Below are 25195 nucleotides of genomic sequence, written 5' to 3' on the forward strand. Positions count from 1 at the left end.
GGCCGCAGCGTTCGTTCGGTGATCGGGACCGTGGTTTCCGTGATCGTGATGATCGTGGTCCGCGGCGTGAGGGCGGTGGTTTCGGTGGCCGGTACGGCTCCCGTGACCGCGATGCTGAATCGCGTCCGTCAGGGGAGCGTTTCCAGCGCGGCGACGACCGCGGTGGGCGCCCCTTCCGGGACCGCGACGGTGAAGGAGGCTTCCGCGACCGTCCGGGCCGCCCGGCGGGTGAGCGTGAGGACCGGGGCGGGGCCAGGCCGTTCAGCCGCGAGGGGTTCTCGGGCGGCAGCCGTACCCGGTATGAGCAGGAGAACGAGCCGAAGGAACGTGAGAAGCTGCCCGAGCTCGCGCCCGACATCACGCCGGACGAGCTGGACAGCGAGGCGCGCGACGAGCTGAGGTCGCTGCCGAACGACCTCGCCAACCTGGTGGCGAGCCACCTCGTGGCGGCCGCTCGCGCGTTGAGCGAGGAGGAGCCCGAGCGGGCGTACGAACACGCGAAGGTCGCCCGCCGGTTCGCCGGCAGGATCGGCGTCGTGCGGGAGGCCGCCGGGATCGCGGCGTACCACGCTGGCCAGTACGCGGAGGCGCTCGGCGATCTCCGTGCGGCGCGGCGGCTGACAGGCTCGGATGAGTACCTGCCGGTGATGGCCGACTGCGAGCGTGGGCTCGGTCGTCCCGAGCGGGCTCTGGACCTGGTCCGTTCCCGCGAGGCGGAACGGCTGGACCGGGGCGGGAAGATCGAGCTGGCGATCGTCGAGTCCGGCGCGCGCCGCGATCTCGGTCAGCACGACGCTGCGGTCATCACTCTTCAGCGGGTGCCAGAGCTGCGCGATCCGCAGCCGAAGCCGTGGTCGGCCCGGCTGGCGTTCGCGTACGCGGACGCGCTGGCGGACGCGGGCCACCAGGCCGCGGCGACCGACTGGTTCGCCAAGGCGATGGCCTTCGACGAGGAGGGCGAGACCGACGCCGCCGAGCGCTATGCCGAGCTGACCGGCGGCGTGATCGAGGACGCCGAGGAGGACTTCGACGAACTCGACGAGGCGGGGCAGGCCGCAGAGGAGGCCCTGGCCGGCGAGGGCGACGAGGTCGTCGCGGACCTGGCGACCGAGGGCGAGGGCGACTCGGCCGACGCCGACGCCGACGCCGAGCCGGCATCCGCCGCACCGGAGCCCTCCGCCGAACCGACCGTGGAGAAGGACGACGCCCCCTCGGACGCCGTCACTTCCGATGCCGTCACTTCCGATGCCGCCGATGACCAGGCGGGCAAGGGGGACGCGGGCGCTCTGGGGCCGGCCTTCATAGAGCCCGACTTCGGCGACGTCCTGGACGGGCCGGACGACCGGGACAAGCCGGCTTCCTGATCGATAGCCGCGAAGGGCGGCGCCACCAGATCTGGTGGCGCCGCCCTTTTCGTTCGTTCAGCGGGGCCCTGTGCGCTGCCGCCTCACCGGGGTGCCCCGGTCGGCTCCTTCAGTACGGCAGAGCGACCTCCGTACGGCGGGGCCTGCTAGCGGCGGCGGGGCGGGCCGAGGACGTCAGCCGGGGGTGCGGTCCAGCCAGTGCATGATGCCCGCGACATTGGACGGAGCGCCGCTGAGCAGTTCGAACTGCTCGGCGGTCGTCTCGTCTCCCTGAAGCGCGGCGTATCGCTCGCGTGTCCGGTCGCGGACCATCGCGACCGCGTGGTCCAGATCGAGTCCCTCCGAGCGGGCCTGCCGGGTGAGGTCCACCCAGATGCGCAGCTCTTCCGCCGACCTTTCCAGGGTCTCCGCCACGTTCGTGACCGGGCCGTAGTGGCTGAAGAGGAGCCGCTGTGGCCCGAGCGCGTCGAACAGGGCGATCGAGTCGAGAGCCACACCGAGGTCGAAGTCGGGCGGCGGCGTCGCGGGGCGGAGGTCGCCTGTCTCCGGAAGGTAGACGCCGGCGGCGTCACCCACGTACAGATCTCCACTGAGCGAGTCGAGCAGACCGACGTGATGCTTGGCATGGCCGGGTGAGTAGTGGCTCGACAGTGTTCGACCATTGCCCAGGTCGATGTTGCCGGTGTCGCCGAGCGCGCGGATCCTCGCGGCGTCCGTGGGGGCCAGGGCGCCGAACAGGACGTCGAGCTTGTCGCCCCACACCATCTTCGCGCTGGCCATGAGCCGGGAGGGATCGGCGAGGTGCCGGGCGCCCTTCTCGTGTACGACGATCTCGGCCGAGGGGTAGAAGCGCGCGATGTCCCCGACGCCGCCGGCGTGATCGAGATGGATGTGCGTCACGACGACGGTCGCCAGATCGTCGGGTCCGACGCCCAGCGATGTCAGCGCGTCCCTGACGATGGGCGCGGACGTGGAGGTTCCGGTCTCCACCAGGCAGGGCCGGTCACCCAGGATCAGATAGCCGGCTGTGATGCCGGAATAGCCCGCCATCCTCGTGTCGATCTCGTAGACGTCCGCGCCTAGCGCTGTCACGTTGTCCACAGCCACCCCACTATCCCCAGAATCCGGTTCGGGCAAAGCTCCTTCAGCCTAATGAAAGGACAGTGGTCTCCCGAGGAGAGGGGAGAGACACATGCATGTGAACTCGGTACTGCTGCGCGGGCGGCTGTCGATGGAGGCCGAGCACCGGGAGCTGCCCAGTGGGGTTGTCCTCACGCGGTGGCGGCTCGCGGTCCGGAGGCCCGATGACCACCCCGGTCATCAACGTGCGGACGCCATCGAGTGTGCCACGTTCGAGGACGACGTCCGCGAGACAGTGTCCGGTTGGATGCTCGACGACGTCGTCGAGGTCGAGGGGGCGGTGCGTCGCCGCTGGTGGCGCGGTGGCAGCCGATACGAGGTCGAGGTCCGTACGGCGCGGCTGGTCGAACGCGGCGGGTCTGTCCGGCGACCACGTCGGGCTGCGGATCAGCGAGGCCGCCCGGAGGTGAGCCAGGGTACGGGCGACGCGGTTGCGGCAGCACCGGGATCGCCTCCGGCGTTTGCCGCGTCGACGGCCGCGCCGGCGTCGCCCGCAGCGCGGGTTGTGCCGTCCCCCGGATCACCTCCTGAGGAGCCGCCAAGAGTGTCGCTCGCGATCCCGGAAACGCCGGGCGCCGCCGATTCTCCGCTCGCGCGCTCCGTGCCGTCCCCCACAGGCGAGGACGGGCGCATCGACATCGGTCCTGGCGAGTCAACCCCTGCGCACGTCAGTCGTGCGGAGGGCGCCCGTATGGGACCCGGGCGTGCGGATTCTGGGCGTGCGGAATCCGGGCGTGCGGAATCCGGGCATGGGGAGGACAAGCGTGCGAGGCCCAGGCGCGGGGTGTCCCTGTCGCTCGTGGAGGGAGGTCAGTCCGTTGCGAAGACGCGCATCACCAATCCCGTGCGGGGCTTGGGGCTGAACGAGGTGGACTTCCTGGGGACGCGCTCCCCCAGGGCGGCCACGGCCAGCGCGTCCTCGGTCGCGAGCGGGTTGAGCAGGACGGCGGTCCCCGACAGTTGCCGCGCGAGCCGTACGGCGGCATAGGGGTCGTGATGGACCACCAGGACCTGTCGCTCGTCGTCGGAGATGCCCCAGACCTTGGGCAGGAGGAACTCGCTGAGGATCGACGTGTCCATGGCGCGCCAGCGGGCGGAGCGATCGGCAGGCATGGCGTGTTCGACCTGCATCGGGTCGGGGTTGGTCAGCAGGTGCGACGGGCCGTCTCCGGCGAGCACGAACGCGGGCCCCGTCGCCGTGGCGAGCCCGGAAAGCGCGTCATCGAGGGAGACGAACTCGTGGACCTGCCACGCCCCCTTGGCCCGTGCCGCCGCCTCCGGCAGGGGCAGGCCGGGGATCACCCGGTGGATCGCCTTCAGGTCCGGAGGATAGGCACTGGAGTCCACCAGAAGCGCGAGCCCGTAGTCCCATGGGCCGGACTCCTCGTGATCCTCGCGCAGCTTCTGGTACGTGGCATAGCGGTGATGGCCGTCCGCGATCAACGCCTGCCGGTCCCGCAGGTCCTCGCCGATCGCCGCGATCTCCACCGGGTCGGTCACCGCCCACAGTCGGTGGCGGAATCCGTCGCCCGTCTGGATGTCGAGGATCGGGACACGCAGCGCGGCGACCTCGTCCACCAGGCGCGACGCGGTCCCCCCGCCCTCGTACAGCAGGAAGATCGGTTCGAGGTTGGCCTCCGTGGTCCGCATCAACGCCAGGCGGTCGGCGATCGGGCCGGGCATGACGTCCTCGTGCGGCAGCACTGAGGGGGAGCCGACACCCACTGCGCCGATCAGCCCGCGCTGCAGGATGCCGGGGCCGCTCTGCTCGTACACATAGAGCGCCGCCAAGGGGTCCACGGAGAGCGTCCCGGACGACAGCCACTCGTCCAGCTCCGCGCGGGCGTCCGTGTAATGGCTCACGCCGGGAAGGATCAGGCGCACCACGTTGTTGGGGTGGGAGTCCAGCAGATCCTGGACGTCGTCGGGGGAGACGAGGTCGTACGGCGGCGAGGTCACCGCAGCGAGATCGTCCACTGTGAAGCGCACGCCGCGGAACGGACGCAGCGTCAGGGCCGGCCGTTCAGAAGTCTCCATACCGGGCATGTTGCCATAAATGCCCGGTCTTCCCGAGGCTGCGGTGGCGGGTTGGTCAGGAAATCGCATTGCAGGAGGCCCCACAGAATGATCCAGGGACGACATGGACCATCGGATTACCAGCAGGACGGCCCGGCCGGGGGTGTTTACGAATGGTTCCAGCGCGGCGTCAAGCTCCTGGAAGAGGGTAGCCCCGCCGCCGCAGCGGCGCTCCTGGAACGCGCGGCCCACGCGGAACCCGAGTCCCGCAGCATTCGTGAGGCGCTGGCACGGGCACAGTTCAACTCCCGCAGGTACGCCGACGCGGTCGGAAGCTTCCGCTGGATCGTGGACGCCAACCCCACCGAGGACTACGCCTACTACGGTCTCGGCATGGCGTTGTGGCGCACCGGTGACATCGAGGGAGCCCAGGAGCCCCTGGCCGTCGCCGTGGCGATGCGCCCCGACCTGCGGCATTACGTCTCGGCGCTGACCCAGGTGCGTGCCACGCTGCGGGCGAGGAAGGCATGAGCCCCGACATGTCGCGCACGTCCCTGATCGACGCCTACGACACTCTCCTGCTCGACCTGGACGGCGTCGTCTACCTCGGCCGGCATGCCGTACGGAACGCTCCCGAGTCGCTGGCGGCGGCGCGGGAGCGTGGGGTCCGGCTTGCCTTCGTCACGAACAACGCCTCCCGCACCCCCGGCGCGATCGCGGCTCATCTCAGCGACATCGGCGTTCCGGCGGTCTCCGACGACGTGGTGACCTCCGCCCAGGCGGCCGCCCGGCTCGTGGCCGAGCGGTTCCCCGCGGGTTCCCCCGTCCTGGTCGTCGGTGGCATGGGCTTGCGCGGCGCCTTGCGGGCGTGCGGGCTGCGTCCTGTGACGACCGCCCTGGACGGGCCCGTCGCGGTCGTCCAGGGGATATGGGAAGGCATCTCGTACGGCCTGCTCTGTGAGGGAGCCTTGGCCGTGCGTGCGGGGGCCTGGTTCGTCGCGGCGAACGCGGACACGACGATGCCGACCAATCGGGGCGAGCTGCCGGGCAACGGTTCGATGACCAGGGTCATCGCCACCGCGACCGGTGTCGAGCCGGTCGTCGCGGGCAAACCGGAGCCGCCGTTGCACCGCGAGTCGATGATCCGTACGGGGGCGGAGCGGCCGCTGATCGTCGGTGACCGGCTGGACACCGACATCGAGGGCGCGACCAGGGCGGGAGTGGACAGCCTGCTGGTCCTGACCGGGGTCAGCGGTCCGCTGGACCTGCTCACCGCGTCCCCGTGGCACCGTCCCGCGCACGTGGCGATGGACCTGTCCGGGCTCCACGAGCCTCCTGCCCGAGTACTGCGCGGCCGCGACGGCTGGGAGTGCGCGGGCTGGACGGCTCGATGGGAGGGGGGTCGGCTGGGCCTGTCCGGCGACGGCGACCTGATCGACGGGCTCCGGGCGGCGTGCGCGGCGGCATGGGACGAGGCCGGCGACGGCCGGGTGGACGAGGACGCGGTGAAACCGGTTCTCCTGACCCTCGAGTCCCTGTCACGGTGACCGTGCCGTGGGGCCCCGCCACGCTGATCGTGAGTCCCCGGCCCGGGCTGCCGATGTCACCGTGATTGGTGGCCCCTTGGCCTGGGGTGATGATGTCACCGCGATTGTCGGCCCTTGGCCTGGGGTGGTGATGTCACGGCGACTGTGGGCCCTCGGCCCCGAGCAGAAGGTGCCGTAGGACCGGAGGGGCTGGGCTGGTGATGTCACGGTCGACTGCGGGGCCGCGGCCCGGGGGACGTTGTCGTCGTCGTGAGGCTGTGAGGCTGTGAGGCCCTCGGCCGGGGCCGACGATGTCAGGACGACCGTGGCCCTCGGACCCGGGCAGACAGCGTTCGTAGGGCCGTGGTCCTCGGCCCGGGCGGGCGGCCGCCGTCATGACGGTCGAAAGGAGTTCACATGCCCAGGCGAAGGGGATAGGGGGTGCCGTCTGAGAGGGCGTCAGAGGAGCTTGCGGAGCCGCAAGAGGTCACCGAGGCTGGCGTCGATCTTGACCCGGCCGCCGAAGAGCGCACGCGCCATGTCGAGCTCACCGTTGACCATGGAGATCAGGTCGGTGCTGGCGATCGTGATCTTGACCTCCGTGGGCCGGCCGTCCTGCGGAGGGGCGTCGGTGAACGGGTCGAGCCCCGATCGGTGGATCCGGCCGTAGAAGGTCATGCCGAGGTCGGAGATGTGGCAGGCCAGCCTGCGCTCGACGACGTGCCTGGCGCGGTCCTCCTCGCTGATCTCGTCGAACTGCTCGACGAGCTTCTCGAGCGCCGCCCGGCATTCCTCGACGGTCGCCATGCGTATGCCTCTCTTCCCACGGCCGGTCAGATGCCTCTGTACCTACGGACGGTAGCGTTCCTCATGAGCACTGCGCGAAATATGACACGTACCGCCGGATCAGCGACAAGGGGGGGCCGCATGATGGTCGAGGCCTTGCCAGGCTACGTCCGGCGGGCCCATGCCTTCACCACTACCGCCCAGATCGCACCGCCGGGCCGTGCCGCGCGCCGAGCACGTCGCCCCCTCCGGCTCGCGCTCGCCGCACCTACGGACCGTACCCGGCCGCCGGGGGCGTGGCGCACGGACAGCGTTTCGACATCGGCGTCGGCATCGCCGTGCCTGCCGAACCCGTGGAAAGGGACCGATTCCGCTACCGTCGGACCGGAGAGCATCACACGTCCGCCGCGGCACGGGGCCGTACGGCCGCGATGACGGACGGGGAACCAGCCAGGACGACCAGGATCCGCGCGACGGGCTCCGCGATGAGGACCCGCGACAGGATCCGGCACGACGAGGACCGGTGCGACCGGATCCATCGGAGGGACGCATGACCGAGACCGGCGCCGAGCCGTCGGCGGCGCGGCAGACACCGCGCGGGGGCGACGAGGCCGTCCAGGAGGCGCTGTCCGCGCTCCGGAAGCTGGGGGACCTGCCCGTCGCCGAGCACGTCGGCGTGTTCGAGGAGGCGCTGACCTGCCTGGAGAGCGCGCTCGCGTCCGTGGACGAGCCCATCGGAGAGCCGCACCGGTGAATCACCTGTCCGAAGGCATGGCACCGGCACCGAGTGCCCGGGTGTCTCTCTCTCGTCTCTTGTCGTTTGGTGCGCCGGTGTGGGCTTCCCGAGAGGCGAGAGTCCCCGTGACGGGTTTCATGCCGCGCGGTGTTCGAGGGGCGGGGGACGGGGTGTCCCTGCCTCGTCTCCTGTCCTGTGGTGCGTCGGTGTGGGCTCGTCGAGAGACGTGCTCTGGAGTGTCGGAGGCCGGTTCGATGTCGTCCCGTGTTCCAGGTGCCACAGCGCGGGTGACGACAGCTCGGATGGCGACAGCTCGGGTGGCGACAGCGTGGGTGACGACTCGGACGGGCGGGTGGGGCCGATGAAGCGGGTGCGTCTGGACAGCGAGCTGGTCCGCCGCGGGCTCGCCCGGTCCCGGGAGCAGGCGGCCCAGCTCATCGAAGCGGGCCGCGTGGCAGTGGGAGGGCGCACGGCGGCCAAGCCGGCGACCCAGGTGGACACCGCGGCGGCCATCGTGGTGGCCGAGGACGCGGCGGGGCCCGACTACGTCTCGCGGGGGGCGCACAAGCTGCTGGGAGCCCTGGCCGCCTTCGAGGGGCTCAAGGTCGAGGGCCGCCGCTGCCTGGACGCCGGCGCCTCCACCGGCGGGTTCACCGACGTGCTGCTGCGGCACGGCGCCGCCCACGTGCTGGCGGTCGACGTCGGGTACGGCCAGCTCGCCTGGTCGCTGCGCACCGACGAGCGCGTCACGGTGATGGAGCGGGTCAACGTCCGCGACCTCACCCCGGACATGGTCGGGGAGCCGCCGACGCTGGTCGTGGGCGACCTGTCGTTCATCTCGCTCCGTCTCGTCCTGCCCGCGCTCGCCGCCTGCGCCGCAGATGTGGCGGAGTTCGCGATGCTGGTCAAGCCGCAGTTCGAGGTGGGGAAGGACCGGGTCGGGGCGGGCGGCGTGGTCCGCGATCCCGCGCTGCGCGCCGGGGCCGTCCGGGAGGTCGCCGCGGCCGCGCTGGCGATGGGCCTGGTCGTGAAGGGCGTCACGGCGAGCCCCCTGCCCGGGCCGTCGGGGAACGTCGAGTACGTCCTGTGGCTCGGGAAGGGGCCGGGACACGAGCCGGTGGCCGACCTGGACGAGGCGATCGAGCGGGCAGTGGCGGAAGGGCCGCGGTGACGACACAGAAGCGACCCGCACGGACCGTCGTGGTCACGGCCCACACAGGCAGGGAGCCGGCGGTCGACAGCGCCAGGCTGGTGATCCACCGGCTGGTCGGCGCCGGCCTGCGCGTGCGCGTGTTCGATGTGGAGGCGGAGGAGATCGCCTGCCCCGGCGTCGAGGTCGTGCCGGCGGACCCCGCCTCGCTCCACGAGTCGGAGCTGATGATGGTGCTCGGGGGTGACGGGACGCTGCTGCGCGCGGCGGAGATGGCCCGTCCGGCCGGGGTGCCGCTGCTCGGGGTCAACCTCGGTCATGTCGGTTTCCTCGCCGAGGCGGAGGTGGCCGATCTCGGCGCCGCAGTCGACCGCGTGGCGGACGGCCGCTACGAGGTCGAGGAGCGGATGACGGTCGAGGTGGCCATCCGGCTGAACGGCTCGACGCTCGCCGAGACGTGGGCGCTGAACGAGGCCACGGTCGAGAAGGTCGACCGGATGCTGGAGCTCGTCGCCGAGATCGACGGCCGGCCGCTGTCCCGCTGGGGGTGCGACGGGGTGATCTGCGCGACGCCCACGGGTTCCACCGCGTACGCGTTCTCGGCCGGAGGGCCGGTGGTGTGGCCCGAGGTGGAGGCGCTGCTGATGGTGCCGATCAGCGCGCACGCCCTGTTCGCCCGGCCGATGGTGGTCTCCCCGCGCTCCACTCTCGCCGTGGAGATCGTGCCGGAGACCAGCGCGGGCGTGCTGTGGTGCGACGGCAGGCGCCGTTTCGACGTCCCTCCCGGGGCGAGGGTGGAGGTGCGCCGGGGGACCGTCCCCGTACGGCTGGCCCGGCTGCTGGGGGTGGAGACCACCGGGGCGCCGTTCACCGACCGCCTGGTGGCCAAGTTCGGCCTGCCGGTCGAGGGCTGGCGCGGGCGCGTCCGGTCCCCCTGACCCGCCCCGTCCTCGAAAATCTTGGCGATATATGCGTAGGATCTCTGGGCGAGATCTGTCGGCGAAACGGGAGGGGACCAGTGCGGCCACGGGTCGAGGAGGTCCGGATCCAGGGGCTCGGCGTGATCGACGAGGCCGTTCTGGAGTTGTCACCGGGGTTCACGGTGGTGACAGGTGAGACCGGTGCGGGCAAGACGATGGTCGTCACCGGGCTCGGCCTGCTGTTCGGCGGCCGGGCCGACCCCGCGCGGGTCCGCCCGGGCACGGACAGGGCGACGGTCGAGGGCACGCTGATCGTCGACCCCGGCGGCAAGGTGGCCCAGCAGGTGTCCGACCTCGGGGGCGAGGTCGAGGACGGCGAGCTGATCATCTCGCGTACCGTCTCCTCCGAGGGCCGCTCCCGCGCCTGGCTGGGCGGGCGCACCGTCCCGGTCGGCACGCTCACCTTCATCGCCGACGACCTGGTCGCCGTGCACGGGCAGATGGACCAGCAGCGCCTCCTCCAGCCGGGCCGCCAGCGCGCGGCGCTCGACCGGTACGCCGGGAACGAGCTGGTGAAGCCGCTGCGCGCGTACGAGCAGGCGTACCGGCGGCACCGGCAGGTCGCCGAGGAGCTCCAGGAGCTGACCGTCAGGGCCAGGGAGCGCGCGCAGGAGGCCGACGTGCTGCGCTTCGGTCTGGACGAGATCGAGAAGGCCGACCCCAAGGCGGGCGAGGACGCCGAGCTCAGGGAGGAGGCCGAGCGGCTGGCGCACGCCGACGCGCTGCGCACGGCCGCCACCACGGCGCACTCCGCCCTGCTCGGCGACCCGATGGCCGGTCCGCAGATCACACAGGACGCGGTGTCCCTGGTCGGGCAGGCCCGGTCGGCGGTCGAGGCGGTGCGCGACTTCGACCCGGCGCTCGCCGGGCTCGCCGAGCGTCTGGCCGAGGCCGGATACCTGATCTCGGACGTGGCGACGGAGCTGGCCGCCTACGCCGAGTCCGTCGAGGCCGACCCGGCCCGGCTCGCGGCCGTCCAGGAGCGCAGGTCGCTGCTGACCGGCCTGACCCGCAAGTACGGCGAGGACGCGGCCGCGGTGCTCGAATGGGCGCAGAACGCGGCGGCCCGGCTGGGCGAGCTCGACGGTGACGACGAGCGCATCGACGAGCTGGCCCGCGAGCAGGCCGAGCTGACCGGGCGGCTGGAGGAGCTGGCCGCCGAGCTGACGGCGATCCGGGAGGCGGCGGCGGAGCGTTTCGCGGCCGCCGTCACCGCCGAGCTGGCCGCGCTCGCGATGCCGCACGCCCGGGTGAGCGTCGCCCTGACGCGCGCCGACGGCTTCGGCCCGCACGGCGTCGACGAGGTGGAGCTGCGGATGGCCGCCCACCCGGCCGCGCCGCCTCTCCCGCTGAACAAGGGTGCGTCGGGCGGCGAGCTGAGCCGCGTCATGCTGGCGATCGAGGTCGTCTTCGCGGGGGCCGACCCGGTGCCGACGTTCGTGTTCGACGAAGTCGACGCGGGCGTGGGCGGCAAGGCCGCGGTGGAGATCGGCAGGAGGCTCGCCCGACTGGCCAGGACCGCCCAGGTCATCGTCGTCACCCACCTGCCGCAGGTGGCCGCCTTCGCGGACCAGCACCTGGTGGTGGAGAAGGCGAGCGACGGCAGCGTGGTGCGCAGCGGGGTGGTCGCCCTGACCCAGGAGGGCAGGGCCCGCGAGCTTTCCCGGATGCTCGCGGGACTGGAGGACTCCGAACTGGGTAGAGCGCACGCCGAGGAACTCCTCGCTATCGCGTTGGCTGACAAGACCGCACCCTGACAGGGTGTGACAAAACTGACACGCTCTGAGCTGCGGGACCATCTAGGTCGCCCACTCTGGCAGGATGGTCACGATGAAGGTCCCGAGCTTGAACGTTCCGGGCCTCCGCCGCAGGAAGGCAGACGACCTTCCCGGGGTGACGGCAGTGGCGAGAATCGACAGGCGGACCAAGAGGCTGACCAAGCGCCTCAAGGCCGGAGAGATCGCGATTATCGATCACGTTGACGTCGACCGAGTGAGCGCGGAGGCCCTTGTCGCGTGTGGCGCGGCCGCGGTGGTCAACGTGGCCGCGGGCATCAGCGGGCGCTACCCCAACCTCGGGCCGCAGATCCTCGTCGAGGCCGGCGTCGCGGTCGTCGACAACGCCACCCCGGAGCTGTTCGAGCGGATCAAGGACGGCGACGTCGTCCGCGTCCACGAGGGGCAGATCCACCTCGGCGACGAGCTGGTCGGCAAGGGCGAGGTGCAGACCGCCGAGACGGTCGAGGCCGCCATGACCGAGGCCAGGGCCGGCCTGTCGGTCCAGATCGAGGCGTTCGCCGCCAACACGATGGAGTACGTCCGGCGCGAGCGTGATCTGCTCATCGACGGCATCGGCGTCCCCGACGTCCGCACCGTCATGGAGGGCCGGCACGTCCTCATCGTCGTCAGGGGATACCACTACAAGGAAGACCTCGCGACGCTGCGGCCGTACATCCGGGAGTACCGTCCGGTGCTCATCGGGGTGGACGGCGGCGCGGACGCCCTGGTCGAGGCCGGCTACCTGCCCGACATGATCGTCGGGGACTTCGACTCGGTGTCGGAGAAGGCGCTGTGCTGCGGCGCCGAGCTGGTGGTGCACGCCTACCGGGACGGCCGCGCGCCGGGCCTGGAGCGCGTGCGGAAGCTCGGCCAGCAGGCGGTCGTGTTCCCCGCCACGGGCACCAGCGAGGACATCGCGATGCTGCTCGCCGACGACAAGGGCGCGTCGCTGATCGTCGCCGTCGGCACGCACTGGACGCTCGTCGAGTTCCTCGACAAGGGGCGCTCGGGCATGGCCAGCACGTTCCTCACCCGGCTCCGGCTGGGCAGCAAACTCGTCGACGCCAAGGGCGTCAGCCGGCTCTATCGCAGCCGCATCTCCACGCCGTCCCTGCTGCTCCTCGTCGCCACCACGCTGATCACGATCGGCGTGGTGCTCTCCGTATCGCCCGTCGGCCGCATCTGGCTGAACGGGCTGATCGAGGCGTGGAACGGCTTCACCTTCTGGCTGGTCGGACTCTTCTCGTGATCGATTTCCGTTATCACCTCGTCTCCATCGTGGCCATCTTCCTGGCGCTCACGGTCGGCATCGTGCTCGGCAGCACCGTCCTGGAGACGCCGTTCTACAGGACGGCAGAGGAGATCACCGGCCAGCTGCGCCAGGCGAACGCGGAGAACCGGGAGACGATCACCGCGTTGCAGGCGCGGGAGAAGGGCGCCGCCGCCTTCGTCACCGCGCACTCGGCCGCCCTGCTCCACGGTCAGCTCCCCGGCGAGCGGGTCGTGCTCGTCGAGGCTCCCGGGGCGCCCGCCGGCCTGCGCGACGACATCGTGAAGGTCCTCGCCGACGCCGGCGCCGTCTACACCGGCCGGGTCAGCCTGACGGAGAAGTTCCTCGAAACCGACCAGACCAACGTCGTCGACCAGCTCTCCGGCACCGTCGCCCCGGCCGGCACGCGGTTCCCCGACGGGGCCACGCCGTACGAGAAGGCGGCGGCGGTGCTGGCCGGGGCCCTCGTCACGGGCGACCGCGGCCAGGCGGGACGGGACGATCCGGCGGCGGTGAGCGTGCTGGAGGCGTTCCAGACCGGCGGCTTCCTGGCCATGGCGGGCTCCCCGGCGCAGCGGGCCACCTCCGCCATCGTGGTCTCACCGGCGCAGCCGTACGAGGGGGAGTCGGCCGAGGCGCAGACGGCGGCGGTCGTGTCCCTCGCGGCGGGTCTCGACTCGGCGGGCCTCGGCGCCGTCCTGGTCGGCACCACCACCGCCTCCGGCACGGGCGGCGCGATCTCGGCCCTGCACGACGCGGCCGAGGCGGCGTCGAACGTCTCCACCGTGGACACCGCCGATATGCCCGCGGGCCGGGTCACCGTCGTCTACGCTCTGCGGGAGCAACTCGCCGGTCGCTCCGGCGCATACGGTGTCGGGAGTGACACCACGGCGTTCTCGCCGCCCGTATTGCCCGGCGTCGGCCCCACCCCCAAGCCCGTGGCGTCGGGCGGCTGACGGAACGCGCCCCGGGCACGATCGAGGAAGATCCGAGGAAGAGGAGCCTGCTGTGGCCAGTCGTCTCTGGACCGGTCTGGCGGCGAGCACCCTGCTCCGCCCGTCGTCGGGAACGCGGCCCGGATCGGCGATCGGCGTCGTCGCCGCCGCCGTGGCCGGCGCGGCCGCCGGGGCCGTCGCGGCCCGCGCCGCGTACGCCGTGTTCCGGCGGCGTCCCCCGATCGGCGACGAGAAGACGTGGACCAGGACCAACCACAGGGGTGAGCCGATCACCCTGTTGGAGGGGCCGGCCCTCGTGGCCGGAGCCGGCGCGGCGGTGGCGCTCGCGCCGGGCGTGTCCCCGCGGCTGCGCGCGGCGGCGCTGCTCGCCGGTCTCGGCGGCGGCGGCCTCGGAGCGTACGACGACGTGCTCGGCACCACCGCGTCCAAGGGGTTCAAGGGCCACCTGTCCGCCCTCGCGCGCGGCGAGGTGACGAGCGGCGCCGTCAAGATCATCGGGATCGGCGCGACCGGTCTCGCCGCCGCGGTGCTCGCCCGCGACCCGGCGGCCCGCCCGTCCGGCGCCGCCCTGGCCGCGTTCGACACGCTGGTGGACGGTGCCGTGATCGCCGGGAGCGCCAACCTGGCGAACCTCTTCGACCTGCGGCCCGGACGTGCCATCAAGGTCGCGCTCCTGGCCGGGACGCCGCTGCTCGCGGCGTCCCTGGCGTCGTCCTCCCGCGAGTCCGGAGGATCCACGGCGGGCGCCGTGCTGACCGCGATCCCGCTCGGAGCGGCCGTGGCCCTGCTGCCGGAGGACCTGGGCGAGCGGGCGATGCTCGGCGACGCCGGGGCGAACGCGCTCGGCGCCCTGCTCGGCCTGGCCGCCACGGTGCGGCTGGGCCGCGCCGGCCGGCTGGTCCTGCTCGGCACGGTCGCCGCGCTCACCGCCGCGTCGGAGAAGGTCAGCTTCACCAAGGTGATCGCCGCCAACCCCGTGCTCGACCGCATCGACATGCTGGGCCGGCGTCCCGTGCCGCCCCCGCCCGTCGTCGTCTCCCCGACCCCGTGAGATGCGGCTCCGCATGACCCGCCGCCTGGGCGCGGGCGTCGCCGGCGCGGCGGTGCTCATCGGCGCGATCAGCATCCTCGCCCGGGCCACGGGCTTCGCCAAGCAACTGGTCTTCGCCCGCGCCGTCGGCACGAACTGCCTGTCCACCGCGTACGTCACCGCGAACAACGTGCCGAACATCGTGTTCGAGATCGTCGTCGGCGGGGCCCTCGCCGGCATGGTCGTGCCGGTCCTGGCCGGGGCCGCCGGACGCGGCGCCCCCGCCCCCGAGGCGGCCGCCGAGGAGGAGGCACGAGAGGAGGTCGGCCGGATCTCGTCGGCGCTGCTGACCTGGGTGATCGTGCTGCTGGTCCCGATCGGTCTGCTCACCGCGTTCCTGGCCGGGCCGCTCGTCGGCCTGGTCGCCTCGACCGTCCCCGGCTGTGACGCCGGGCAGGTGGCCGCGGTGGCGAGCCGGATGCTGGTCGTCTTCGCGCCGCAGATCCCCCTGTACGGCGTGGCCGTCGTGCTCTACGGCGTGCTCCAGGCCCACCGCCGCTTCTCCGCCCCCGCCGTCGCGCCGCTGGTGTCCAGCGTGGTCGTCATCGTCGCGTACCTGCTGTTCGTGCCGCTCGGGGGAGGCGGCGCCGATCCGGCCGCACTGCCGCGGCCGGCAGAGCTGGCCCTCTCCGTGGGCACCACGCTGGGGGTGCTCGCCCTGGTCGTCACCGTGATCGGGCCCGTCTCCCGGCTCGGCCTGCGCCTGCGGCCGACGCTGCGCTTCCCGCCCGGGATCGGCGCGCAGGTGCGCGGGCTCGCCCTGGCCGGGCTCGCCGCGCTGGTCGCGCAGCAGGTGGCGACGGCGGTCCTCATCCCCGTGGCCAACCGGATCGGCGGCGGCATGCTCCCCGCGTACGGCTACGCGTGGGCGATCTACCAGGTGCCGTACGCGGTGCTCGCGGTGCCCATCGCGACGAGCGCCTTCCCGGTGCTCTCGGCCCGGGCCGGAAGCGGTGACCGGGCGGGCTTCGCCGCACTGTCGGCCCGCACGACGCGGGCCGTGGTGCTGGCCTCCGGCCTCGCCGCCGGAGCGCTCGCCGCCGTCGCCGCCCCCGCCGCCGAGGTCTTCCTGTCCCAGGCGGACACCCGTATCGACCCGGCCGAGTTCGCCCGCGCGATCGCGCTTTTCGCCCCGGGACTGGTCGGCTACGGCCTGACCGCCCATCTGAGCCGGGTGCTGTACGCGGACGGCCGGGGCAGGGCGGCCGCGCGCGGCATGGTCGCCGGATGGCTGGTCGTCATCGTCGCGCAGGTCGCCTTCGCGGCCGTCCTGCCCGCAGGGTGGAAGCTCGCCGGGCTCGCGCTCGGCCAGGCCGTCGGCATGACCGCCGGGGGAGCCCTCCTGCTCGTCTCGGTGTTCCGCGCCCGTGGCGGCGAGGCGCTGAGCGGGTTCGCCCGGGCCGCCGCCGCCGCGCTGCTCGGCGGGGGCGCGGGCTGGCTGGCCGGGGCGGGAGCCGTACGGCTCGTGGGCGGCACCGGGCCGTGGGCCGGAGCGGGCACCGCGATCCTCGCCGGGCTCGCCGCCGCGGTCGCGGGCGTCCTCGTCGCGGCGGCCGTCGACCGAGAGGACCTGCGGGCCGTCAGGCGCCGCCGGGAAGTGGGGGAAGGTGTCTGATCACGAGGTGCGCCGGATCGCGCTGGTGCTGGGGACCAGCGCGGGAGGCGTGGGCCGGCACGTGCGGATGCTCGCCGAGCGGCTCGCCGGGGACGGCCGCCAGGTGGTGGTGGCGGGGCCGCGTGCCACGGAGGACGCCTTCGGCTTCACCGGGGCGGGCGCGCGGTTCGCGGAGGTGCCGATCGCGGACCGGCCGCGTCCCTTCGCCGACCTCCGGGCCGTCCGCCGCCTGGGGAGCGCCGTGAGAGGCGCCGACGTCGTGCACGCGCACGGGCTGCGGGCGGGCGCCTTCGCCGCGCTCGCGCTGGCGGGGAGGCGGAGCGGTCCGCGCCTCGTGGTCACCCTGCACAACGCCGTGACGGCCGGTGGGGCGATCGGCGCGATCTATGGCGTGCTGGAGCGGATCGTGGCGCGCCGGGCCGACCGGATCCTGGTGGTGTCGCCCGATCTCGGGGAGCGGATGCGGGCGAGAGGCGCGCGGCGCGTCGACGCCGCCGTCGTGCCCGCGCCTCCCCTGGCGCCGCCCACCCGCTCTCCCGAGGACGTGCGGGGCGAGCTGGCCGAGCGGGCCGCGGGGACCGCGGGGTTCGCCGCGGACCGGCCCGTCGTGCTCACGATCGCCAGGCTGGCCCAGCAGAAGGGGCTGGAGACGCTGCTCGACGCGGCCGCCGGGCCGTACGAGACGAGGCCGTTCTTCGTGGTCGCCGGGGACGGCCCGCTGCGGCCGGAGATGCAGGAGCGGATCGACGCCGAGCGGCTGCCCGTCCTCCTGTACGGCTGGGCCGACCCGGCGGACCTGCTCCAGGTGGCGGACGTGATGCTGGTGCCGAGCCGCTGGGAGGGGCAGCCGCTGAGCGTGCAGGAGGCGCTCAGGGCGGGCACGCCGATCGTGGCCACCCGGGTCGGCGGCATTCCGGCGCTCGTCGGCGACGCCGCCGTGCTGGTCCCGGAGGGGGACGCGGCCGCGACGCGGGCGGAGATCGACCGGCTCTTCGGGGACCCCCGCCTGCTCACGGCGCTCGCGGAGCGCTCCGCCCGGCGCGGCCGGGAGCTGCCGGACGAGGCGGAGGCGCTGGCCTCGGCGCTGCGGGCCTACGCGGACGACAGGGAGATTCGTCGCTGACCTGGCGATACGGTCTTCTTGAACCTCGGATTAGGTCCGGCACACCCTGATCCCTATACTGAGCGCGTTGGGGGGAGTATCCCTTCGCGGCGGTTCCGTCATCACGGTGTCAGCACCCGGGGCCGTCGGTCCGGCGTGCGCGCCTGGCGGGAGAGACTCCGGCAGTGTGTTTCGCGCGCGTGCCGGAGGTTTTCGATCATGACTGTTCCCGTTTGGGTCTGGGCCGCTGTAATCATCGGGCTCCTTCTCGTCCTGGCCTTCGACCTGTGGATCGTCGACCGAGGTGAGCCGCGCGAGTTCTCCATGCGGCAGGCGACGTTCTGGGTCGGGTTCTACGTGGCGGTGGCGGTCCTCTTCGGAGTGGGCCTGCTCGTGTTGCGCAGTCCAGAGGCGGCGGGAGAGTTCTTCGCCGGATACATCACCGAGTACAGCCTGAGCGTCGACAACCTGTTCATCTTCTTCATCATCATGTCGCGGTTCTCGGTGCCGCGGTTCTACCAGCACAAGGTGCTGCTGGTCGGGATCCTGCTCGCCCTGGTCATGCGGGGAGCGTTCATCGCCGTCGGAGCGGCGGCGCTGGCGCAGTTCAGCTGGCTCTTCTACATCTTCGGCCTCTTCCTCATCTACACGGCGTACACGCTGGTGCGCGACCACAACAAGCAGGAGGACGAGTTCGCCGAGAACTTCCTGCTGCGCACCGCCCGCAGGGTCTTCCGCACCACTCCCGACTACGTCGGCTCCCGCGTGACGGTGAAGGTGAACGGCAAGCGGCTGTTCACCCCGATGCTCATCGTGATGATCGCCATCGGCACCACCGACCTGCTGTTCGCGCTCGACTCCATTCCGGCGATCTTCGGGCTCACCCAGGACCCATTCATCGTCTTCACCGCGAACGCGTTCGCCCTGATGGGGCTGCGTCAGCTCTACTTCCTGCTGGGCGGTCTGCTGCAGCGCCTGGTGTACCTCAGCTACGGCCTCGCGTTCGTGCTCGGGTTCATCGGGGTTAAACTCGTGCTCGAGGCGCTGCATGAGAGTCATGTCTCTTGGGCGCCGCAGATCCCGATCTGGGTGTCTCTGGCAGTAATCGGCGTCACGATGACCGTGACGACCGTCGTGAGCTTGATCAAGGCTCGTCGGGATGAGGTCGTCACTTCCGGTTGAGGCCCCACAGGGCTGGCGCGACGGGAATTGACACGGTTTGCTTGTCTCGTTGTGCCGTACAAATGACCACGGGATCGGTAATATCGATCGTTAAGGCGCATATCGGTCCCCAGTCGCAAAGAGTACAAAGGTTCCCTGTGTCCAACGATTCCGAAAATCCCCGCGGCCGGGTCCGGCTCGCGCGCGGGGTGTCGCCCTGGCTGGCTCCGACCGCCGCGGCGGCGGTCGTCACCACCGCCCTCGTCCGCAAGTCCCCCCGATGGGCCGTGGCGGCGGTCCCGCTCACGGCGCTCACCGGCGCGATGCTCTGGTTCTTCCGTGACCCGGAGCGCGTCCCAGGCGAGGGTCGGATCGTCTCGCCGGCCGACGGCGTGGTGCAGAGCATCGACCCGTGGCCCGACGGCCGCACCCGGGTGGCCATCTTCATGAGCCCCCTGAACGTGCACGTCAACCGGGCCCCGGCCGCCGGCACGGTGACCTCGGTCGAACACGTGCCCGGCGGCTTCGTCCCGGCCTTCAACAAGGACAGCGACAAGAACGAGCGCGTCGTGTGGCACTTCGACACCGCGCTCGGCGACATCGAGATGGTGCAGATCGCGGGCGCGGTCGCGCGCCGCATCGTGCCGTACGTGTCCGCGGGTGTGAAGGTGGCGCAGACCGAGCGGATCGGCCTGATCCGGTTCGGCTCGCGGGTGGACGTCTACCTCCCCGAGGGCATCGCTCCGGCGGTGAGCGTCGGCCAGAAGACCACGGCGGGGGTGACTCGCATTGACCACGCCTGAGCTGGGCGCCGAGAGCTGGCAGGTGAGCGAGCTCGAGGAGGAGCCGCGCGGCCCGGTGGGCAAGGCGTTCCGCCTGTCCGCCGCCGACTCCCTCTCGCTCGGCAACGCGCTCAGCGGCTTCCTCGCCGTGTGCGTGCTCGCCTGGTCGGCCATCTCCGACCTCCAGCAGTCCGGCGGCAAGTTCGAGCCCGACCCCCGCTTCTTCGGCACCGCCGTGGTGCTGCTGCTCATCGGCGCGACCTGCGACCTGTTCGACGGTCTGGTGGCCCGCAGGTTCCGCGCGTCCGCGATGGGCGCGGAGCTGGACAACCTCGCCGACGTGATCAGCTTCGGCTTCGCGCCCGCCTTCATGGTCGTGATCTGGGCCGGGTTCTCCGGCCGGCTCCCACTGTGGCTGGTGCTCTGCGCGGCGGCCTCCGTCCTGATCGCCGGCGTCGTACGGCTGGCGCGCTTCGCCTGCGTCAAGACCAAGAGCGGCGACTTCATGGGCCTGCCCATCCCCATGGGCGCGATGACGGTCGTGTCCATCGTGCTGCTCTTCCAGCCCAACTACGTGACGATCGCCGGCATCTTCGCGGTCGCCTGGCTCATGGTGAGCCGCATCGAGTACCCCAAGCCCAAGGGCAACGTCGCGGCGGTCGTCCTCGCCTGGATGATGATCAACGTCGCCTGCCTGAGCATCTGGGCGTCCGGCCTGGCCGGAGGCGACCAGCTCATCACCGTGGGCGCGGTCATGCAGATCGCCATCGTGGCGGCCATCCCGCTGCGCGTGCTGATGTTCAAGTGGGAGCGCCGCCGGGCGCGCCGCTCCGAGCACACCGGCTGACCCGCGACGCGAACGCGCGCCGCGCGAGGGGCCCGGATTCGCATCCGGGCCCCTTCGCTTTCGTGTCCGGCTTCCGGGCCGGGCGATCACTTTGTTTAATGAGACATGACCGCTACCCCGCCTCGTGAGCACACCCGGACGTACTTCCTCGGCAAGCTGGCCGAGGTGCTGGAGAGCAGGGGACTCGACGTCGCGCTCCGGTCCAGTCCCCCCTCGCTGAGGGCGTCCGATCCGGACGCGACGATGCTCAGCGAGACCGTCGACTGCGTCGCCACGCCGGACGGATGGTTCTACCGGTGGTCCTGGGGCGAGATCGTGGAGAGCGCGGACGACCCGGAGGCCGCGGCCGACCGCATCCTGAAGGTCTTCGCCGGCCGGTCGGCGGGCGGGCCCGCCTGACGCCGCCTCCCATGTCCGACCTCGCCTGACTCCGTCCGTCCCCGTATCGAGCGGGGCCCGGGGCCCTCCCCGGCCCCGGGCGCCCGTCACCAGCCGCGGGCGCGCCACTCCGGCAGCGAGGGCCGCTCCGCGCCGAGTGTCGTGTCCCTGCCGTGTCCCGGATAGACCCAGGTCTCGTCCGGCAGCCGGTCGAAGATCCGCTCGACCACGTCGGTGTAGAGCTGGTCGAACCTCTTCGGGTCCTTCTGCGTGTTGCCGACGCCGCCGGGGAACAGCGAGTCGCCGGTGAAGAGGTGGCCGCCCGCCCCCTCGTAGAACAGTGCGATCGACCCCGGCGTGTGCCCGCGCAGGTGGATGACCTCCAGCGGGATCCGCCCCACCGTGATCCGGTCGCCGTGCTCGACCGTACGGCCGACGGGGACGGGCAGCTCCGGCGCGTCGAGGGGGTGGGCCACCACCGGGGCCCCCGTCGCCGCCGCCACCTCCTCCAGGGCCATCCAGTGGTCCCCGTGCCGGTGGGTGGTCACGATCGTGCCGATCGGGCGGTCCCCGATCAGGTCGAGGAGGCGGCGGGGCTCGGCCGCGGCGTCGATGAGGAGTCCGTCGCCGGTCTCCACGCAGCGCAGGAGATAGGCGTTGTTGCCGAAGTCGCCGACCTCGATCTTGTGGATCGTCAGGCCGGGCAGCTCGCGCACGTCGGCGGGGCCGCCCTTGGTCACGTCACCCGTGTAGCTCATGCCACTCCTTCATCGTCGGTTCCGGGGCGTAGGTCATCATCGCCGACTCGGGGGACGTACGGTCGCATGAGCCCATACCCTGGACTGACAGGGGACACGACCCTCGGGACGGGTACGCGGACCCGGCGGCGGATTCGGAGGCAGTTCCGGCTCCCGCGAAATTGTCGGTGCCTCTGGATAACCTCCCCGTGCACCTCTGTTGACTCCAACGACCTTTCGGGACCGCTGTGGCTGACCGCCTGATCGTGCGTGGCGCACGTGAGCACAATTTGAAGGATGTCTCGCTCGACCTCCCGCGAGACGCTCTGATCGTCTTCACCGGGCTTTCTGGCTCGGGCAAGTCCAGCCTGGCCTTCGACACCATCTTCGCCGAGGGCCAGCGGCGCTATGTCGAGTCGCTGTCCTCCTACGCCCGGCAGTTCCTCGGGCAGATGGACAAGCCCGACGTCGACTTCATCGAGGGCCTGTCCCCGGCCGTCTCCATCGACCAGAAGTCGACCAGCCGCAACCCGCGCTCCACCGTGGGCACCATCACGGAGGTCTACGACTACCTTCGCCTGCTCTGGGCGCGCATCGGCAAGCCGCACTGCCCGGCCTGCGCACGCCCGATCGCCAAGCAGACCCCGCAGCAGATCGTGGACCGGGTGATGGAGCTGGAGGAGGGCACCCGGTTCCAGGTGCTCGCCCCCGTCGTCCGGGGCCGCAAGGGCGAGTACGCCGAGCTGTTCCGCGAGCTGCAGACCAAGGGCTTCGCCCGGGCCAGGGTGGACGGCACCATCGTGCGGCTGGAGGAGCCGCCCACGCTCAAGAAGTACGAGAAGCACGACATCGAGGTGATCGTCGACCGCCTCTCCGTCAAGGGGAGCGCGCGCCGGAGGATGAACGACTCGATCGAGACGGCCCTCCAGCTCTCCGGCGGCACGATCACGCTCGACTTCGTCGACCTGCCCGAGGGCGACCCGGGCCGCGAGCGCTTCTACTCCGAGCACCTGTACTGCCCGTACGACGACCTGTCGTTCGAGGAGCTGGAGCCGCGGTCGTTCTCGTTCAACTCGCCCTTCGGCGCGTGCCCGGAGTGCACGGGCCTCGGCACCCGCATGGAGGTCGACCCGGAGCTCGTCGTGCCCGACCCGGAGCGCACCCTCGGGGACAACGCGATCAGCCCGTGGTCCGGCGGCCACACCAGCGACTACTTCATCCGGCTGCTCGAGGCGCTCGGCCACGCCATCGGCTTCGACCTCGACACACCCTGGGAGCGGCTGCCCAAGAAGGCGCAGAAGGCGATCCTGCACGGCCACGACGAGCAGGTCCGCATCCGCTACAGCAACCGGTACGGCCGGCAGCGCGACTACTACACCACCTTCGAGGGCGTCATCCCGTGGGTGCAGCGCAGGCACGCCGAGTCCGAGAGCGACGCCATGCGCGAGCGGTTCGAGGGTTTCATGCGGGAGATCCCCTGCCCCGCCTGCAAGGGCTTCCGGCTCAAGCCGGTCTCCCTCGCCGTGACCGTCGGCGACGCGTCGATCGCCAAGGTCTCGGGCATGTCGATCGCCGACTGCTCCGCCTTCCTGGCCTCGCTGGACCTCTCCGAGCGCGACATGCACATCGCCGAGCGGGTGGTCAAGGAGATCAACGCGCGGCTCGGCTTCCTCCTCGACGTCGGCCTCGACTACCTCACCCTCGACCGGGCCGCGGGCACCCTCGCGGGCGGCGAGGCACAGCGCATCCGGCTGGCCACCCAGATCGGTTCCGGCCTCGTCGGCGTGCTGTACGTGCTGGACGAGCCGTCGATCGGCCTGCACCAGCGGGACAACCAGCGGCTGCTGGAGACCCTGATCAGGCTGCGCGACATGGGCAACACGCTCATCGTCGTCGAGCACGACGAGGACACGATCGCGGCGGCCGACTGGGTCGTCGACATCGGCCCGGGCGCGGGCGAGCACGGCGGCCAGGTCGTCGTGTCCGGCACCGTGCAGGAGCTCCTCGACAGCCGGGAGTCGCTCACCGGGGCCTACCTGTCCGGCCGCAGGGCGATCGAGCTGCCGCCCGAGCGGCGCAAGCGGGACAGGAAGCGCCAGCTCGTCGTCAAGGGGGCACGCCAGCACAACCTGAAGGGCGTCGACGTGGAGTTCCCGCTCGGGGTCTTCACGGCGGTCACCGGCGTGTCGGGGTCGGGCAAGTCCACCCTGGTCAACGACATCCTCTACAGCGCGCTCGCCAAGGAGCTCAACGGCGCCCGCACGGTCCCCGGCCGGCACTCCCGGGTGACCGGCACCGACCTGCTGGACAAGGTCGTGCACGTGGACCAGTCGCCGATCGGGCGCACACCCCGGTCCAACCCCGCCACGTACACGGGTGTCTTCGACCACGTGCGCAAGCTGTTCGCGGCGACCACCGAGGCGAAGATCCGCGGCTACCTGCCCGGCCGGTTCAGCTTCAACGTCAAGGGCGGCCGGTGCGAGGCCTGCGCCGGCGACGGCACGATCAAGATCGAGATGAACTTCCTGCCAGACGTCTACGTCCCCTGCGAGGTCTGCCACGGCGCGCGGTACAACCGCGAGACCCTGGAGGTCCACTACAAGGGCAAGACGATCGCCGAGGTCCTGGACATGCCGATCGAGGAGGCGCTGGAGTTCTTCGACGCCATCCCCGCCATCCGGCGCCACCTGCAGACGCTCAACGACGTCGGCCTCGGTTACGTACGGCTCGGCCAGCCGGCGACCACGCTGTCCGGCGGCGAGGCCCAGCGCGTGAAGCTCGCCTCCGAGCTGCAGCGCCGGTCCACCGGCCGGACGGCCTACGTCCTGGACGAGCCGACCACGGGCCTGCACTTCGAGGACATCCGCCGGCTGCTCGGCGTCCTGAACCGGCTCGTGGACAACGGCAACACGGTCATCGTCATCGAGCACAACCTCGATGTGATCAAGACGGCGGACTGGATCATCGACATGGGCCCGGAGGGCGGTTCCCGGGGCGGCACGCTCGTCGCCACCGGCACCCCGGAGGAGGTCGCCCGCGTCGAGGGCAGCCACACCGGCGTGTTCCTGCGCAAGATCCTCGGCGTCTGACGGGACCCCGTCCCGGCCCGTCGCCGCTTCCGGCGCCGCCTCGTCGTGGGCGCCGGGAGCGGGCCGGCCACGTCCGCCCCCCGCGGAGCGGGCCGGTCCCCGGCGCTCGGCCGGGCCGGACGCGGGGGCGGAGGGTCCCGTCCCTAGGCTGGGGTCACACCCCGATCCCGAGAAGGAATCCCACCATGACCACCAACTCCCCTTCCATGCCCACGCGCCGCCAGGTGCTCGGGACGGCGGGCGTCGCCGCGTGCGGCGTCGCGCTCGCCGGGTGCGGCCTGGGCGTCCCGACGGAGCCGGTCGTGCCCCCCGGGATCAAGGGGAAGGTCATCGCCAAGGTGGCCGACGTCCCCGTGGGCGGCGGCACCCTGATCAAGGACTGGAAGATCCTGCTCACGCAGCCGTCGGAGGGCGTGTTCAAGGCGTTCACCGCCACCTGCCCGCACAAGGGCTGCGTGGTCGGGCGGTTCGCGGACAAGGCCGTCGAGTGTCCCTGCCACGGGAGCGCGTTCGCCCTCGACACCGGCGCCTGCCTGCGCGGCCCGGCCGAGACGCCGCTCAAGGAGTTCCCGCTCCGCGTGGACGGCGACGGCATCGTCATCCTCTGACCGCCGGCCCCCGCGTCCAAGTCGGGCCGTCCGACGGCGCCCGGGTCCGCCCGGGCCCTCCGGACCCCTTCGCGCCGGGTCCTG

22 protein-coding genes are annotated in these 25195 nt (G+C 71.9%); 18 read left to right on the forward strand and 4 right to left on the reverse strand.

Annotated elements, in window-relative coordinates; genetic code table 11:
* Positions 1-1364: tetratricopeptide repeat protein (locus AWQ70_RS39935; protein ID WP_245647095.1), on the forward strand; the 1364-nt coding region annotated here is incomplete at its 5' end.
* Positions 1365-1538: 174 nt separating this feature from the next.
* Here AWQ70_RS39935 and AWQ70_RS22200 read toward each other — a convergent pair.
* A complete protein-coding gene (locus AWQ70_RS22200) occupies positions 1539-2465 on the reverse strand; it encodes an MBL fold metallo-hydrolase (protein WP_084517612.1) in 927 nt (308 codons plus the stop codon).
* An 849-nt stretch (positions 2466-3314) separates the two neighbouring features.
* Positions 3315-4541, reverse strand: a complete 1227-nt coding sequence (locus tag AWQ70_RS22205; RefSeq protein WP_245647096.1) for a DUF1015 family protein — start codon at positions 4539-4541, stop codon at positions 3315-3317.
* 87 nt (positions 4542-4628) lie between these two features.
* Between AWQ70_RS22205 and AWQ70_RS22210 the strand changes: the two genes are divergently transcribed.
* Together AWQ70_RS22210 and AWQ70_RS22215 are read left to right on the forward strand one after the other, a co-directional pair.
* Positions 4629-5051 (forward strand): tetratricopeptide repeat protein, encoded by a 423-nt coding sequence (locus tag AWQ70_RS22210; RefSeq protein ID WP_067179165.1) that lies wholly within the window; start codon positions 4629-4631, stop codon positions 5049-5051.
* Between the two features lie 8 nt (positions 5052-5059).
* Positions 5060-6067: an HAD-IIA family hydrolase gene (locus AWQ70_RS22215; protein ID WP_174552409.1), complete on the forward strand. Its 1008-nt coding sequence runs from the start codon at positions 5060-5062 to the stop codon at positions 6065-6067.
* A 438-nt stretch (positions 6068-6505) separates the two neighbouring features.
* On the opposite strand, the gene AWQ70_RS22220 is transcribed toward AWQ70_RS22215, so the two are convergent.
* Positions 6506-6853, reverse strand: a complete 348-nt coding sequence (locus tag AWQ70_RS22220; RefSeq protein WP_067179169.1) for an SCP2 sterol-binding domain-containing protein — start codon at positions 6851-6853, stop codon at positions 6506-6508.
* Positions 6854-7382: 529 nt separating this feature from the next.
* On the opposite strand from AWQ70_RS22220, the gene AWQ70_RS22230 reads away from it, so the two are divergent.
* The 13 genes from AWQ70_RS22230 (at position 7383) to AWQ70_RS22290 (ending at position 20698) form a co-directional block, all read left to right on the forward strand.
* Positions 7383-7586, forward strand: a complete 204-nt coding sequence (locus tag AWQ70_RS22230; protein WP_067179172.1) for a hypothetical protein — start codon at positions 7383-7385, stop codon at positions 7584-7586.
* Positions 7587-7929: 343 nt separating this feature from the next.
* Positions 7930-8739 carry a TlyA family RNA methyltransferase gene (locus tag AWQ70_RS22235; protein ID WP_067179372.1) on the forward strand — a complete coding sequence of 270 codons (810 nt, stop codon included), beginning with the start codon at positions 7930-7932 and terminating at the stop codon, positions 8737-8739.
* Entirely contained in the window at positions 8736-9656 is a 921-nt protein-coding gene (locus AWQ70_RS22240; RefSeq protein ID WP_067179174.1) for an NAD kinase, read from the forward strand. The genes AWQ70_RS22235 and AWQ70_RS22240 overlap by 4 nt, the downstream gene beginning before the upstream one ends.
* Positions 9657-9736: 80 nt before the next feature.
* Complete coding sequence (gene recN / locus AWQ70_RS22245; RefSeq protein WP_067179176.1) at positions 9737-11455, forward strand: DNA repair protein RecN; 1719 nt, start codon at positions 9737-9739, stop codon at positions 11453-11455.
* Between the two features lie 73 nt (positions 11456-11528).
* Complete coding sequence (gene steA / locus AWQ70_RS22250; RefSeq protein WP_067179178.1) at positions 11529-12725, forward strand: putative cytokinetic ring protein SteA; 1197 nt, start codon at positions 11529-11531, stop codon at positions 12723-12725.
* Entirely contained in the window at positions 12722-13702 is a 981-nt protein-coding gene (locus tag AWQ70_RS22255; protein ID WP_067179180.1) for a copper transporter, read from the forward strand. Before steA ends, AWQ70_RS22255 begins: the two co-directional genes overlap by 4 nt.
* 130 nt (positions 13703-13832) lie before the next feature.
* On the forward strand, positions 13833-14753 hold the full coding sequence (locus tag AWQ70_RS22260) for a hypothetical protein (RefSeq protein ID WP_169808722.1): 921 nt from the start codon (positions 13833-13835) through the stop codon (positions 14751-14753).
* Between the two features lie 13 nt (positions 14754-14766).
* Positions 14767-16407, forward strand: coding sequence for a murein biosynthesis integral membrane protein MurJ (gene murJ, locus AWQ70_RS22265; RefSeq protein WP_067179182.1), 1641 nt, complete (start codon positions 14767-14769; stop codon positions 16405-16407).
* The gene (locus tag AWQ70_RS22270; protein ID WP_067179184.1) at positions 16400-17530 is read left to right on the forward strand and encodes a glycosyltransferase family 4 protein; all 1131 of its coding nucleotides are present in this window, start codon (positions 16400-16402) and stop codon (positions 17528-17530) included. Before murJ ends, AWQ70_RS22270 begins: the two co-directional genes overlap by 8 nt.
* A 198-nt stretch (positions 17531-17728) precedes the next feature.
* Positions 17729-18691, forward strand: a complete 963-nt coding sequence (locus AWQ70_RS22275; RefSeq protein ID WP_067179186.1) for a TerC family protein — start codon at positions 17729-17731, stop codon at positions 18689-18691.
* 137 nt (positions 18692-18828) lie between these two features.
* Positions 18829-19473, forward strand: a complete 645-nt coding sequence (locus tag AWQ70_RS22280; protein ID WP_067179188.1) for a phosphatidylserine decarboxylase — start codon at positions 18829-18831, stop codon at positions 19471-19473.
* Positions 19460-20299 carry a CDP-diacylglycerol--serine O-phosphatidyltransferase gene (gene pssA, locus AWQ70_RS22285; RefSeq protein ID WP_067179190.1) on the forward strand — a complete coding sequence of 280 codons (840 nt, stop codon included), beginning with the start codon at positions 19460-19462 and terminating at the stop codon, positions 20297-20299. The genes AWQ70_RS22280 and pssA overlap by 14 nt, the downstream gene beginning before the upstream one ends.
* 105 nt (positions 20300-20404) lie before the next feature.
* Positions 20405-20698, forward strand: coding sequence for a hypothetical protein (locus AWQ70_RS22290; protein ID WP_067179192.1), 294 nt, complete (start codon positions 20405-20407; stop codon positions 20696-20698).
* Between the two features lie 86 nt (positions 20699-20784).
* On the opposite strand, the gene AWQ70_RS22295 is transcribed toward AWQ70_RS22290, so the two are convergent.
* Complete coding sequence (locus AWQ70_RS22295) at positions 20785-21435, reverse strand: MBL fold metallo-hydrolase (protein WP_067179194.1); 651 nt, start codon at positions 21433-21435, stop codon at positions 20785-20787.
* Positions 21436-21662: 227 nt separating this feature from the next.
* Between AWQ70_RS22295 and uvrA the strand changes: the two genes are divergently transcribed.
* Positions 21663-24503, forward strand: a complete 2841-nt coding sequence (gene uvrA, locus AWQ70_RS22300) for an excinuclease ABC subunit UvrA (protein WP_067179196.1) — start codon at positions 21663-21665, stop codon at positions 24501-24503.
* Positions 24504-24688: 185 nt separating this feature from the next.
* A complete protein-coding gene (locus AWQ70_RS22305; RefSeq protein WP_067179198.1) occupies positions 24689-25111 on the forward strand; it encodes a Rieske (2Fe-2S) protein in 423 nt (140 codons plus the stop codon).
* Positions 25112-25195 lie beyond the last annotated feature (84 nt).

The organism is Microtetraspora niveoalba (assembly GCF_001570405.1).
Classification (GTDB): Bacteria; Actinomycetota; Actinomycetes; order Streptosporangiales; family Streptosporangiaceae; genus Microtetraspora; species Microtetraspora niveoalba.

Coding starts and splice junctions, on each gene's coding strand:
- AWQ70_RS22205 (WP_245647096.1), bottom strand. CDS start 4,541: ATGGAGACTTCTGAACGGCCGGCCCTGACGCTGCGTCCGTTCCGCGGC.
- AWQ70_RS22210 (WP_067179165.1), top strand. CDS start 4,629: ATGATCCAGGGACGACATGGACCATCGGATTACCAGCAGGACGGCCCG.
- AWQ70_RS22215 (WP_174552409.1), top strand. CDS start 5,060: ATGTCGCGCACGTCCCTGATCGACGCCTACGACACTCTCCTGCTCGAC.
- AWQ70_RS22220 (WP_067179169.1), bottom strand. CDS start 6,853: ATGGCGACCGTCGAGGAATGCCGGGCGGCGCTCGAGAAGCTCGTCGAG.
- AWQ70_RS22230 (WP_067179172.1), top strand. CDS start 7,383: ATGACCGAGACCGGCGCCGAGCCGTCGGCGGCGCGGCAGACACCGCGC.
- AWQ70_RS22235 (WP_067179372.1), top strand. CDS start 7,930: ATGAAGCGGGTGCGTCTGGACAGCGAGCTGGTCCGCCGCGGGCTCGCC.
- steA (WP_067179178.1), top strand. CDS start 11,529: ATGAAGGTCCCGAGCTTGAACGTTCCGGGCCTCCGCCGCAGGAAGGCA.
- murJ (WP_067179182.1), top strand. CDS start 14,767: ATGACCCGCCGCCTGGGCGCGGGCGTCGCCGGCGCGGCGGTGCTCATC.
- AWQ70_RS22275 (WP_067179186.1), top strand. CDS start 17,729: ATGACTGTTCCCGTTTGGGTCTGGGCCGCTGTAATCATCGGGCTCCTT.
- AWQ70_RS22290 (WP_067179192.1), top strand. CDS start 20,405: ATGACCGCTACCCCGCCTCGTGAGCACACCCGGACGTACTTCCTCGGC.
- AWQ70_RS22295 (WP_067179194.1), bottom strand. CDS start 21,435: ATGAGCTACACGGGTGACGTGACCAAGGGCGGCCCCGCCGACGTGCGC.
- AWQ70_RS22305 (WP_067179198.1), top strand. CDS start 24,689: ATGACCACCAACTCCCCTTCCATGCCCACGCGCCGCCAGGTGCTCGGG.